Source organism: Cupriavidus sp. IK-TO18 (genome assembly GCF_015549295.1).
GTDB classification, from domain to species: domain Bacteria; phylum Pseudomonadota; class Gammaproteobacteria; order Burkholderiales; family Burkholderiaceae; genus Cupriavidus; species Cupriavidus oxalaticus_A.
The window spans coordinates 37741-49540 of record NZ_JADGMP010000035.1 but is presented as its reverse complement, the minus strand read 5'-3'; the positions used below and the strand labels follow the sequence as shown (position 1 = coordinate 49540).

11 protein-coding genes are annotated in these 11800 nt (G+C 68.0%); 1 reads left to right on the top strand and 10 read right to left on the bottom strand.

Annotated features, from left to right (window positions below; all coding sequences use genetic code 11):
* Positions 1 to 3: 3 nt before the first annotated feature.
* Both IPF36_RS27225 and kbl read right to left on the bottom strand, forming a co-directional pair.
* A complete protein-coding gene (locus IPF36_RS27225) occupies positions 4 to 960 on the bottom strand; it encodes an L-threonine 3-dehydrogenase (protein ID WP_135703703.1) in 957 nt (318 codons plus the stop codon).
* On the bottom strand, positions 960 to 2159 hold the full coding sequence (gene kbl, locus IPF36_RS27220; protein ID WP_135703702.1) for a glycine C-acetyltransferase: 1200 nt from the start codon (positions 2157 to 2159) through the stop codon (positions 960 to 962). Before kbl ends, IPF36_RS27225 begins: the two co-directional genes overlap by 1 nt.
* A 113-nt stretch (positions 2160 to 2272) precedes the next feature.
* On the opposite strand from kbl, the gene IPF36_RS27215 reads away from it, so the two are divergent.
* Positions 2273 to 2869, top strand: a complete 597-nt coding sequence (locus tag IPF36_RS27215; RefSeq protein WP_133095352.1) for a helix-turn-helix domain-containing protein — start codon at positions 2273 to 2275, stop codon at positions 2867 to 2869.
* Between the two features lie 52 nt (positions 2870 to 2921).
* Here the strand turns inward: IPF36_RS27215 and IPF36_RS27210 are convergent, their stop codons facing one another.
* From IPF36_RS27210 to IPF36_RS27175, 8 genes are all read right to left on the bottom strand, one after another.
* On the bottom strand, positions 2922 to 4088 hold the full coding sequence (locus tag IPF36_RS27210; protein ID WP_135703701.1) for a 2Fe-2S iron-sulfur cluster-binding protein: 1167 nt from the start codon (positions 4086 to 4088) through the stop codon (positions 2922 to 2924).
* A 10-nt stretch (positions 4089 to 4098) separates the two neighbouring features.
* Entirely contained in the window at positions 4099 to 4926 is an 828-nt protein-coding gene (locus tag IPF36_RS27205; protein ID WP_195431467.1) for a xanthine dehydrogenase family protein subunit M, read from the bottom strand.
* Positions 4927 to 4929: 3 nt separating this feature from the next.
* Positions 4930 to 7329, bottom strand: a complete 2400-nt coding sequence (locus tag IPF36_RS27200) for a xanthine dehydrogenase family protein molybdopterin-binding subunit (protein ID WP_195431465.1) — start codon at positions 7327 to 7329, stop codon at positions 4930 to 4932.
* Between the two features lie 128 nt (positions 7330 to 7457).
* Complete coding sequence (locus tag IPF36_RS27195; protein WP_135704017.1) at positions 7458 to 8084, bottom strand: N-carbamoylsarcosine amidohydrolase; 627 nt, start codon at positions 8082 to 8084, stop codon at positions 7458 to 7460.
* Positions 8084 to 9142, bottom strand: coding sequence for a 2,5-dihydroxypyridine 5,6-dioxygenase (locus IPF36_RS27190; RefSeq protein ID WP_135703698.1), 1059 nt, complete (start codon positions 9140 to 9142; stop codon positions 8084 to 8086). The genes IPF36_RS27195 and IPF36_RS27190 overlap by 1 nt, the downstream gene beginning before the upstream one ends.
* Complete coding sequence (locus IPF36_RS27185) at positions 9133 to 9987, bottom strand: alpha/beta fold hydrolase (RefSeq protein WP_195431462.1); 855 nt, start codon at positions 9985 to 9987, stop codon at positions 9133 to 9135. Before IPF36_RS27185 ends, IPF36_RS27190 begins: the two co-directional genes overlap by 10 nt.
* 9 nt (positions 9988 to 9996) lie before the next feature.
* Positions 9997 to 10749, bottom strand: coding sequence for an Asp/Glu racemase (locus IPF36_RS27180; protein WP_195431460.1), 753 nt, complete (start codon positions 10747 to 10749; stop codon positions 9997 to 9999).
* Positions 10750 to 10769: 20 nt separating this feature from the next.
* The gene (locus IPF36_RS27175) at positions 10770 to 11732 is read right to left on the bottom strand and encodes an amidohydrolase family protein (RefSeq protein WP_135703695.1); all 963 of its coding nucleotides are present in this window, start codon (positions 11730 to 11732) and stop codon (positions 10770 to 10772) included.
* Between the last annotated feature and the right edge of the window lie 68 nt (positions 11733 to 11800).

Here is an 11800-nt window from a genome sequence, read left to right as displayed (position 1 = left end):
CACTCAGGCGGCCAGCGCCGTCCTCAGGTTGGCCAGCATGTCCGCGACCATTTCCTCCAGGCCGTACTGCGCCTTCCACCCCCAGTCAGCGCGCGCCACCGAATCGTCGATCGAATCCGGCCAGCCTTGCGCGATCGCCTGGCGGTAGTCGGGTTCGTAGCGGATCTCGAAGTCCGGCACATGCTTGCGGATCGCCGCGGCGATCTGCGCGGGCGTGAAGGTGGTGCCGGCGATGTTGTAGCTGCCGCGCTCGCCCAGCCGTTCCGCCGGCGCCTCCATTAGTTCGATGGTCGCGCGCAGCGCGTCGGGCATGTACATCATCGGCAGGGCCTCGTCTTCCTTCAGGAAGCACGTGTAGGGCTCGCCCTTCACGGCTGCATGGAAGATGTCGACCGCATAGTCCGTGGTGCCGCCGCCCGGCGGCGTCTTGTGCGAGATCAGTCCCGGATAGCGCACGCTGCGCACGTCGACGCCGTGGTTGGCGTGGTACCAGCGGCACCAGCCCTCGCCCGCCTGCTTGGAAATGCCATAGACGGTGGTCGGCTCCATCACGGTCTTCTGCGGCGTATCCACGGCTGGCGTGGTCGGTCCGAACGCAGCGATCGAGCTGGGCCAGAACACGCGCTCCAGCCCGGTCTGCCGCGCCAGCTCCAGCACGTTGAGCAGGCTCGTCATGTTCAGGTTCCATGCCCACTGCGGCGCCTTTTCGCCGGTGGCCGACAGCGCCGCCGCCAGCAGGTAGACCTGCGTGATGCCATGGCGCTCGACCACGGTCGCGAGTTCGCCGCGGTCGGTGGCGTTGAGCATCTCGTGCGTGATGTGCACGTGGCGGCCGGTCGGCACTACGTCGGAGGTGATGACGCTGGTACGGCCGTAGCGCTCGGCCAGCGCCAGTGCCAGCTCGGAGCCGATCTGGCCGTTGGCGCCGACGATCAGGATCCTGGGAGTGCTGTCGGCCATCAGATCAGCCCCAGTTCGCGGCCGGCCGCGCCGAACGCATCCAGCGCCGCCTGCAGCGCGGCCTCGTCATGCAGCGCGCTCATCTGCACGCGGATGCGGGCCTGGCCCTTGGGCACCACGGGGTAGAAGAAGCCCACCACGTACACGCCCAGTTCCAGCAGCCGCTGCGCGAGCTGCTGCGCCTTCTCCGCGTCGTAGACCATGATCGGAATGATGGGATGCTCGCCCGCCTTGACGTCGAAGCCCAGCTTGTCCAGCCCCGCGCGGAAGAACTTCGTGTTGCGCTCCAGCCGGTCGCGCAGCTCGGTGCTGCCTTCCAGGATATCGAGCACCGCGATCGATGCCCCGACGATGGCCGGCGCCACGGTATTGGAGAACAGGTACGGCCGCGAGCGCTGGCGCAGCAGCGCCACCACTTCCTGGCGCGCGCTGGTAAAGCCGCCGGACGCGCCGCCCAGCGCCTTGCCCAGCGTGCCGGTGATGATGTCGATCTTGCCGAACACGCCGCGCAACTCATGCGTGCCGCGCCCGCGCGCGCCCAGGAAGCCAGTGGCGTGGCATTCGTCGATGCCAAGCAGCGCGCCATGCTCGTCGCAGATCGCGCGCATCTCGTCCAGCCGCGCGATGGTGCCGTCCATCGAAAACGCGCCGTCGGTAAATACCAGCACGAAGCGCGCGCCGTCCGCGCGCGCCTGCGCCAGCTGCACGCGCAGGTCGTCGAGGTCGTTGTGCTGGTAGCGGTAGCGGCGCGCCTTGCTCAGGCGGATGCCGTCGATGATCGAGGCATGGTTGAGCGCATCGCTGATGACTGCATCCTCGGCTCCCAGCAGCGTCTCGAACAGCCCGCCGTTGGCATCGAACGCCGAACCATAAAGGATGGTGTCCTCGGTGCCCAGGAACGCCGACAGCCGCGCTTCCAGCGTCTTGTGCAGGTCTTGCGTGCCGCAGATAAAGCGCACCGAACTCAGCCCGAAGCCATGCGTGCGCAGCGCCTCGTGCGCGGCCTCGATCACGCGAGGGTGCGACGACAACCCAAGGTAGTTGTTGGCGCACAAATTGATCACCTCGCGGCCGTCGGTGGTGCGCACCCGCGCGCCCTGCGGCGTGGCGATCACGCGCTCCTGCTTGAACAGCCCGGCCTCGCGGATCGCGTCGAGTTCGGTGCGGATGGATGCGTAGAATGCCTCGGCATTCGACATGGCTGGCTCCCGGTGAGGTGCAGTGGTGTGCTGGGGATATGCTACGATTCGATCGATAAATCGAACGTGTTCTGTATATCGAACATTTTGCGCAATATAACGAACATTCATCCATGACGCAAGCCCCGGTCCAGACTCCGCAAGCCGAAGGCCCGCCGGCAGTCGGCCTGGCGCTGCAGGCATTGCGCCAGCAGCAGCGGCTGTCGCTCGACGAACTGTCCCGCCGCGCCGGCGTATCCAAGTCGATGCTGTCGCAGATCGAACGCAACCTGGCCAACCCGACCGTTGCGGTGCTGTGGCGGCTGGCCAATGCGCTGGGCGTGAGCCTGGCCGACTTCCTCGCTGGCGGCGCCGCCGAGCGTCCCGGCGCCGGTATCACCGTGCTGCAGCCGCACGCGATCCCGTCGCTGAAAAGCCCCGATACCCGCTGCGACCTGCGCATCCTTGGCCCGATCGAACTGGCCGGGCGCTTCGAGTGGTATGAACTGACCATCCAGGCCGGCGGCGTGCTGGCCTCCGAGCCGCACGAGGCCGGCACGCAGGAACACCTGACGGTATTGGGCGGGTCGATGACGGTGCGCGCCGGCGCCGACGAGAAGAAGCTGCGGCACGGCGAGACCGCGCGCTATGCGGCTGATGTCGCACATGCGATCTCCAATGGCGGCAAGACCACTGCCACCGCACTACTGGTTGTAGTGCATCCGGGGTAAGGCGGGCAAGGGAGGCCACGCCCCTACCTTCCCCCAACCCGGCCAGCGTTGTTCAGCGGGCGCCGAACAAGCGCTTCACACGCTCCCACAGTACGCCGAAGAACACTGCCACCGGATTCAGGCGCACGGCCTGGTTCCGTTCGGCGTCGGAGAGCGTCGGGTCCATCCTGCGCGATACCGATTTGCCGAAGTCGGCGATCATCCGCCGCACGAAGTCCCGCACCAGCCCCGAGCGCGAGAACTGGGCCAGCGGCCCTTGCAGCGAATACTGCAGATCGACCGCGACTTCGGTCCCGCCGGCGGACAAGGCCCTGAGCTGGTAAGCGATATCGCCCGCGGCCTTGGAATTGCTGAGCGAGTCCTGTCCCGCACCCTTCAGCACGCCGCGCTTGTTCGCATCATCGCGCTGCAGGCGCGCGGCCCCCTCGAACCTTGCCGACATAGGGCCGAACTTGATCGCGATATGGCCCCTTACCTTCTCCCCGGCCACTTCCGTCAGCACCGCGCCGGGCAGGCAGCCGGCCACGGCCGGCAAATCCGCCATGAAGGTCCATACCTCGTCCAGCGCGTAGGGCACGTTAAAGCCGCCTTCGATGCGCGACCAGCCCTTGCGGTCGGCCGAGCGCTCGGGCTCGGCGCTGCCCGCCGCAGCCAGGTGCGGCTGCGTGCCGAGCGCCTCGTCCGCGACCGTGAAGCCCGCAAACGCCAGCGGTGCGGCGGCCGCGCCGGCATGCCGCGCGATCACGCCGGCGGCCGCGCGGCGCGCGTCCAGCACCGAACGGATCGCGGCGACGATGCCCATATAGCCGGTGCAGCGGCACAGGTTGCCCGACAACTCATGCCGGATGGTGGCTTCGTCGGCATCGGGCAGGCGCAGCACGATATCGCGTGCGGTGGCCAGCATGCCGGGCGTGCAGTAGCCGCATTGCAGGGCGTGGTGCCGGTTGAAGGCGGCGCGCAGGTCGGCCATGACCGCGTCGTCCTCGTAGCCCTCCACCGTGACGATGTCGGCGCCCTGGCAGGCGGCGGCAAAGGTGATGCACGAGCGCACCGGCTTGCCATCCACCAGCACGGTGCAGGCGCCGCACACGCCATGCTCGCAGCCAAGGTGCGTGCCGGTCAGACGATGCGTGTCGCGCAGGTAGTCGCCCAGGTGCGTCCGGTCCGCGCACGCGCCGGACACCCGGCGGCCGTTGACGGTGAATTCGATGGTCTGCACGGGGTGCTCCTCAGTTCAGCAGTTGCGCGACGCAGCGCGTCACGACGGTTCGGTACAGCTTGCGGTCGATGGCGTCCTTGCCCGGCGCGGCTTGCGCGACGGCTTCGGCCACGGCGTCAGCCGTCAGGGCGGCCGCGCCCTGCGCCGCAACGGCGCGCGTCAGGCCGGGCAGCACCATGGGCGGGCCGTCCAGCGCGCCGAGCACGATGCGGGCAAAGCGGCGGCTGGCGTCGAAGTACGCGGCGCAGCTGGCCTCGGCGAATTCGCCGGTCTTGCGGCACAGCTTCTGGTAGCCCCAGCGGCTGTGCGCGGTCTTCGGCGGCACCCGCACCGCGGCGATCAGTTCGCCGTCGGCCAGCACCGTGGTGTAGGCGCCGAGCATGAACGACTCCATCGGCACTTCGCGCGTGCCGGCGGCGGACGCGATCTCGATATGCGCGCCCAGCGCGGTCATGGCCACGACCCAGTCGGCTGCAGGGTCCGCATGCGCGAGGCTGCCGCCAACGGTGCCGCGGTTGCGGATCGCCCGATAGGCGATGCCGCCGGCAACGGCCTGCAGCATGGTGCCGCGCAGCGGCTCGAACACGCCGTCCTCGATCTGCGCGTGGGTCACGCAGGCGCCGATGCGGATGCCGTCGGCGGTTGCGGTCACGTCGCGGAGTTCGCGCAGCGCCGACACGTCGACCACCGTATCGGGCCGGGTCAGGCGCAGGTTCAGCATCGGCCCGAGCGATTGCCCGCCGCCCATGGCCTTGGATACATCGGTGCCCGCGCCCAGCCGGGACAGCGCCTCCGGCAGCGAGCCGGGTGCGTGGTAGGAGAATGCAACGGCTTTCATCGGTCAGGCTGCCTTCCGGTTATGCGCATCGGCCTCGGCCGCTTCCAGCGCTTCCAGGATCTTGCGCGGCGTCAGCGGCGTCTCCTTCAGCTCGACGCCGAAATCGCGCAGCGCGTCGTTGACGGCATTGAAGATGGCCGCCGGCGGCGCGATCGCCCCGCCCTCGCCCATGCCCTTGGCGCCGAACTCCGTATGCGGCGACGGCGTCTCGAAATGATGGATGCGGATCGACGGGATCTCGGTCGGCCCCGGCAGCATGTAGTCGGCCAGCGTCGATGCCAGCGGCTGGCCGTTGCCGTCGTAGTGCATGGCTTCGAACATCGCGGTGCCGATGCCCTGCGCCACGCCGCCGTAGGTCTGCCCTTCCACCACCATCGGGTTGATCATGGTGCCGCAGTCCTCCACCACGACGTAGTCGAGGATCCCGACATGGCCGGAATCGATATCGACCTCTACCGCCACGGCATGCGTGGCGTAGGTGAAGCTGCCGGTATCGACGGCCGGCTTGAAGCCCATCGTCACTTCAAGACCTTGTGCGTCGACGTCCGGCGGCAGCAAATGCGGGTTGATGTACCAGGCGTTGGCGATGCGCGCGATATCGGCTGCGGTGCCCGCGTTCCCGGACGCCACGGCGCCATCACGGAACGCCACGGCATCCTGCGGCTGGCCGAGCATGTGCGCGCCGATCTTCAGCAGGCGGGGCAGCAGCGCCTTGCATGCGCGCGACACCGCACCGCCCGACATCACCAGCGAGCGCGACGCATATGTGCCCGTCGAGAATGGCGTCAGGCCGGTATCGCCGTGCACCACCTTGATCCGCGCGATATCGATGCCAAGGATCTCGTTGGCGATCTGCGCGAAGGTGGTCTCCATGCCCTGCCCGTGCGAATGCACGCCCACGCGCACCTCCAGCCCGCCGTCCGGCGTGATGCGTACCGTCGCCGAATCGAAGCCCGGGATCACCGGCGTGCCCCACGCGGCAAACACCGAGGTGCCGTGCGCCGATTGCTCGGTGTAGGTGCCAAAACCCACGCCGACATAGGTGCTGCCCTGCGGCCCCGCCTGCTTGCGCGCGCGGATCGCGGGCAGGCCGATCATCTCCATGGCCTTGCGTACGCTGGCCGGGTAATCGCCGCCGTCGAAATGCTTGTTGGTGACGTTGACATAGGGCATCGCTTCGGGCGGCACCAGGTTTTCGCAGCGCACCTCCCACGGTTCGCGTCCCACTTCGCGGGCGATGGCGTCGATCATCAGTTCCATCGCAAAGCAGACGCCGGTGCGCGCCACGCCGCGATAGGGCACGAAGCCCGGCTTGTTCGTCGCCACGCAAGTGGTCTCGCAACGGTAGCCGTCAAAGGCGTACGGCCCCGGCAGGTTGCCAATCGCCTGCCCGGGCTCCAGCCCGATGGTGAACGGCCACACCGAATAGGCGCCGCCATCGATCACGATCTTCGCATCGAGGGCCAGCAGGCGGCCGCGCGCATCGGCATACGCGGTCAGGTCGTAGTGATGCTCGCGCGAGTTCGCGCCGGCGGTCAGGTGCTCGCGCCGGTCCTCGATAAAGCGGAACGGGCGCTTGTACGTCAGCGCCAGCCACGCGACGCACAGCTCTTCCTGCTGCAGCACGCACTTGTAGCCGAAGGCGCCGCCCACGTCGGGCGAGATCACCCGCACGCGCTCCTGCTCCAGTCCCAGGCAATGCGCCAGGATCGTGCGGATCATGTGCGGCACCTGCGTCGCGCTATAGACCACCAACTGGTCGAACTGGTGGTCCCAGTAGGCCAGCACCGCCTTGCCTTCCATCGGCACCATGCACTGGCGCGCCAGGTCGATCTTGCGGCGCACCACGACCGTGGCCTCGTGCTGGCGCGCCTCGAAGTTCTTGTCGGCGGTCAGCGTCAGGAAGGTGTTGTCGCGCCAGTGCTCGTGCACGCGCACCTCGCCGGCGAGCTGGCGCGCCTGGGTCACGTCGGCCAGCGCGGGCAGTTCGTCGAACGACACGGCAACCTGCTCGGCAATGTCTTCGGCCTCGGCGCGCGTAGGTGCGAACGCCATCGCCACCGGCTCGCCGACGAAGCGCACCTTGCCGCTGGCCAGCGGTGGCTGCGCCGAGGGCTGGTAGGACGGAAAGGCCGAGTCGGCAACGATGTCGCTGGCCGCCGCCATGTCTTCACGCACGATCACCGCGGCGGCGTGATTGGACGGCTTGGTCACCGACAGCAGCCGGGCGTGCGCCACCGGGCTGCGCAGGAACGCCACTTCCTGCAGGTCCGGCATGGCGATATCCGCGACGAAGCGGCCCTTGCCGTGCAGGTGCCGCGCGTCCTCCTTGCGCGCCACGCGGGCGCCGACCCCCTGGCCGCGCGGGCTTTCCGGGTAATCCGGTTCCATCGACGATGTCATTGCCCTGTCCGTTCCGATGATAAGCGTGGTTTATTCAGCATACTGACCAAAATCCTATGGAAATGCGGGCGGCCCTGTCAATTGCGGCTTTACCGCATCCCGGCGGCCGCCCAGCGCCATTCAGGCGGCTATTCCCGCACGCCGATGGCGGCAAGCCCCTCGGCACGCGTGGCGACGGTTGCGTACTTCTGCGCCATGTCGAACAGGTTGGCCTCATGCGGCCCCAGCGCGCGGTCGCCCACGCAGTCGGACAGCACGAGCGGGCGGAAGCCGTACTGCATCGCATCGACCACGCTGGCGCGCACGCACCCGCTGGTCACGGCGCCGGCCACCACCAGCGTGCGCACGCCGCGCTGCGTCAGCCACGCCGCCAGCGACGTGCCGAAGAACGCCGACGGCACAGTCTTGCGCACCACCAGTTCGCCCGGCTGCGGCGCCAGTTCCGCCACGATGGCGCTGTTGAAGGCACGCTCCTTCAGCGTCAGCATGTTCGGCACCTTCATCGAGAAGACGTTGTGGTCGGCACCATCGTCGGCATAGACGATGCGGCTGTGCGCGACCGGCCAGCCTTCGCGCCGCGCCACCGCGAGCAGCGGCACGGTGCTGGCGATGGCGTCGCGGATATTGCCGCCGCCGAAGACCGCCGGATCGGCAAAGCCATTGACGAAGTCCACGATCAGCAGCCCGAAGGGCCCATCCATCTCCAGCGCATTGCCGAAGCCCTGGCGCTGGTACGCGCCGATTTCCTTGTGCATCACGACTTGTCCTCCGGGTAGCGGAAACCGTCGGTCACCTTGCCCGCCGTCACCACGTCGACGCCGTCCAGGCGCACGGTGCAGCGCCGCACCGGGATGTCGATATGGCAGGCCGTGGTGCGATGGCCGCCGGCCTCGTTGTTCGGGCCGAGCGAGAACAGGAAGTTGCCCTCGAACGCGCGCGCATCCATGCCGATGGTGGCCTCGCGGTCGTAGAGGCCCAGCGTCGACCAGTGCGCGCGCGGCTGCAGCCCCCAGCCGATATGCGAGATCGCGTACGCTTCCGGGTCATTGAACGACGCCATGTACTCGCTCAGCAGCTCGGCATGGAGCCCGCCTTCGATGCGCGTCGCAAAGCCCGCTTCGACCGTCAGGCGGATCGGTTCGGTGACGTAGGTCTTCTGCGGCAGCAGGATGTCGCCTTTGTCCAGCACGATGGTGCCGTGGGCGGCGCCTTCGTTCGGCCAGGTGAGCGCGAAGCCGCTGGGCCAATGGTCCCAGCGTCCGGGCTCGTCGACAAAGCCGTACTCGCTGATGGCAGGGAATTCACCCAGCGGGCAGCGCAGGTCGGTGCCGGCGGGCGAGACGACGTGCATTTCCTGCGCGCTTGCCAGCCGCTGCGAGGCCGCCTTCACCCGTTCGCGATCGGCCTCGCAGGGCACCATGCGGGCCAGCACCTCGGGCGGCTCGACGGCCAGCAGGATTTTGGTGCCGCCCTGCAGGATCTCGTGCTGCTCGGGCGAGAACAGCAGCGTCATCAGGTCCAGCACCAGGTCGCTCGCCTTCAGCGCGGCGATGGCGGCCGGGTTGCCGGTCAAAGGCGTGGTGCCGAGGTAGGCGAGCGCATCGCGGCTCAGCGCCTTTTCGCCGTTGACGGGCGGCAAGTCAAGCCGGTTGACGATGGCGCCCATCGACTGCGTGGCGGTAAGCGCCGTGGACAGCGTCTGCGGGTAGGTGGCGGCGCTGGTCAGGATGGTGACGGTCTGTCCCGGCTCCAGCCGGGACAGCCGCAGCACCTTGCGCCAGGCCTCGATCATCTGGTGGTCACTTACCGGCATGTCGGCTCCTTGCTCGCTGATTGCGCCAGCGGCGCGCCGAGAAAATCATCTAGCGCCGCGTAAAAGCCCGCTTCGTCGTCCCACGGGATCATGTGGCCGGCATTGGCGACGTGGCTCACCAGCACGCCGGGCAGCAGGGTGCGGATTTCCGCGACGTCTTCGGGCCGCACCACGTCGCCACGGCCCGCGGTCATCAACAGCGTGGGCACCCCGACCCGCGGCATGTCGGCGTGGATGTCGTCACGGTGGAAGTCCTCGAAGCTGCGCACCACCGCGTCTGCGTTGCAGGTGTGCAGCCATTCGGCGCGCAGGCGCAGTTGCGCGTCGGTCCAGGTCGGGCAGAAGCGGCGCATGCCTTCCAGATCGGTGCCTTCCCGGGACAGCCGGATCGAATCGACGTACCACGGCAGTTGCGAAGGATATGGGCGACGCCCGGGGCCCGAGACAGGCGGGTCGACCATCACCAGCCGCGCCAGCCCGTGCGGCTTTCCCGCCGCGGCACGCAGGCCGATCCGAGCGCCCATCGAATGGCCGACCACGCTGTAGCGTCGCAGGCCCAGCGCTTCGGCAAAGGCGACGACGTCGCGCGCCTGCGCATCGAGGCCATAGTCGAGCCCCGGCTCCGCCGACGACAGCCCGCGGCCGCGCACGTCGAGGATGTAGGTGTCAAAGCGCGTGCCGAACTGCTCGCCGACAAAGCCCCACGTGATCGCGGGGCTGGTGATCCCCGGCACGATAACGACCGCGTCGCGCTCGGCACGCCCGCCCTCATTGCCGCCGTAGCGCAGGTAATGCTGGCGGATGCCATTGGCATGAACCTGGCCTCCGTACTGGAAGGTACTCATGGCCGCTCCTCAGTATGCGCCGGACAGCAGCGCACCCGCGCCCGGCACGACCGGCTCGAGGTCGAGCGCACGCAGCATCGCGTAGGTGGTGGCAATGGCGGCGGTCAGCACCGGCTTGCCGGTCATCGCCTCGACCTTCGCCACGGCCGGCAGCGACGGCATCTGCACGCAGGCAGACAGCACGATCACGTCGGCATCCCGCGCGTTCATCTGCGCGACGATGCCCGGCAGCCGCGCGGGATCGTGCCGGGCGACTTCCAGGTTGTCGGGGATTTCCAGCGCGCGATAGTCCACGACTTCATAACCCTCGTTGCGGATGTAGTCCACGACCAGTTCGGTCAGCGGCTTCATGTAGGGCGCGACCACCGCAATGCGCTTCGCGCCCATCACCTTCAGCGCATCCACCAGCGCGCCGGCACTGGTGATGACTGGCGCGTCGCCGCCGTTCGCGGTGGTATGTGCCTTCAGTCGCTGTTCGGATTGCCGGTGGTAGCCACGGCCCATCGCCATGATCGCGACCAGGCAGGCGTAGCCGAGCACGTCAACGCGGGCATCGCTCAGTTCCACCGCGCAGCGGTCGGATTCGGCATCCATTGCCGCCAGTTCTTCCTTGACCACCTTCTTCATCCGCATGCGGCTTGAATGGAAGGTGAAGCGTTCCGGGCGGATCTGCTGGCGCGCCATCAGCATGGCGGGGATCTCGGTTTCCATCGTCGTGTTCGAGCTGGGGACGATCTGGCCGATACGAAAGACTTTTTGCATGGGGTTTCCAGGTTGTGCGATCAGAGCTTGAGCAGGCGTTGCGCGTTGCCGTGGCAGACCAGTGCGCGCGTGGTGCCGTCGAGCGGCGCGCTGTCGATGAACCGCGCAGCCACTTCGGTGGATTCATAGGGATAGTCGACCGAGAACATCACCGCCTCGGGTCCCAGTTCGGCGATGGCGCCCATCAGCGCGCCGTGCGAGCACACACCCGAGGTGGTGATGACGATATTGCGGCCGATGTACTCGGACGGCGCGCGCTCCAGCTTGACGCCGTGTGAATAGACCGCGAAGCGGCTGTCGAAACGCCAGCGCTGGTAAGGCAGGCCCTCGCCCATATGGCCGAGGATCAGCTTGAGGCGCGGGAACCGGTCGAACACGCCGCTGAACAACAGCCGCAGCGCGTGCGAGGCGGTTTCCACACCCCACCCCCACGCGGCCCCGGCCAGCTCCGGATGGCCGGCGAGCACTTGCGGCGACACGAAGGCATCGGTCGGATGCAGGTACATCGGCACGTCCAGCGCCTGCATGCGTTCCCAGAACGCGTCATACGCCGGGTCGTCGTAATAGCGGCCATGCGTATGGCCGTTCACCAGCGAGCCCTTGAAGCCGAGCTGCAGCACGGCGCGCTCCAGCTCGGCCGCTGCCTGTCCGGGATCCTGCATCGGCAGCGCGGCAAAGCCGGCATAGCGCGTCGGATGGCGGGCGATCTGCGCCGCCAGGAAGTCATTGCTTTCGCGCGCCCGTGCCAGCGCCAGTCCGGTATCGGCTTCGCCCTGCACGCCGGGTCCGGTTTGCGACAGCACGGTGATGTCGATGCCGCACCGGTCCATCTCGGCAAGCCGCTCCTCGTCGAAATCGGCAAGGCGGCGGCCAAGCCCGGCGAACACCGCCGGATCGATATGCTGTGTGAACCCTTTGGAATAAGCCTGGAAGCCGGGGGTCATGAAATGCTCTTCCAGGGCGATCTTCTTCACGTTGGTCATGCTGGTGGGGGCTCCTGATGAGTGGAATCGCTGCGTGCCGAGCTTGTCCCACGTGCGCAAACGCGTTG

Excerpts from the sequence above, each read along its gene's own strand:
- IPF36_RS27190 (WP_135703698.1), bottom strand. The coding sequence starts at position 9,142 with ATGCCGGTAAGTGACCACCAGATGATCGAGGCCTGGCGCAAGGTGCTG.
- IPF36_RS27185 (WP_195431462.1), bottom strand. The coding sequence starts at position 9,987 with ATGAGTACCTTCCAGTACGGAGGCCAGGTTCATGCCAATGGCATCCGC.
- kbl (WP_135703702.1), bottom strand. The coding sequence starts at position 2,159 with ATGTCGAATGCCGAGGCATTCTACGCATCCATCCGCACCGAACTCGAC.
- IPF36_RS27195 (WP_135704017.1), bottom strand. The coding sequence starts at position 8,084 with ATGCACAAGGAAATCGGCGCGTACCAGCGCCAGGGCTTCGGCAATGCG.
- IPF36_RS27205 (WP_195431467.1), bottom strand. The coding sequence starts at position 4,926 with ATGAAAGCCGTTGCATTCTCCTACCACGCACCCGGCTCGCTGCCGGAG.
- IPF36_RS27175 (WP_135703695.1), bottom strand. The coding sequence starts at position 11,732 with ATGACCAACGTGAAGAAGATCGCCCTGGAAGAGCATTTCATGACCCCC.
- IPF36_RS27200 (WP_195431465.1), bottom strand. The coding sequence starts at position 7,329 with ATGACATCGTCGATGGAACCGGATTACCCGGAAAGCCCGCGCGGCCAG.
- IPF36_RS27215 (WP_133095352.1), top strand. The coding sequence starts at position 2,273 with ATGACGCAAGCCCCGGTCCAGACTCCGCAAGCCGAAGGCCCGCCGGCA.
- IPF36_RS27180 (WP_195431460.1), bottom strand. The coding sequence starts at position 10,749 with ATGCAAAAAGTCTTTCGTATCGGCCAGATCGTCCCCAGCTCGAACACG.
- IPF36_RS27225 (WP_135703703.1), bottom strand. The coding sequence starts at position 960 with ATGGCCGACAGCACTCCCAGGATCCTGATCGTCGGCGCCAACGGCCAG.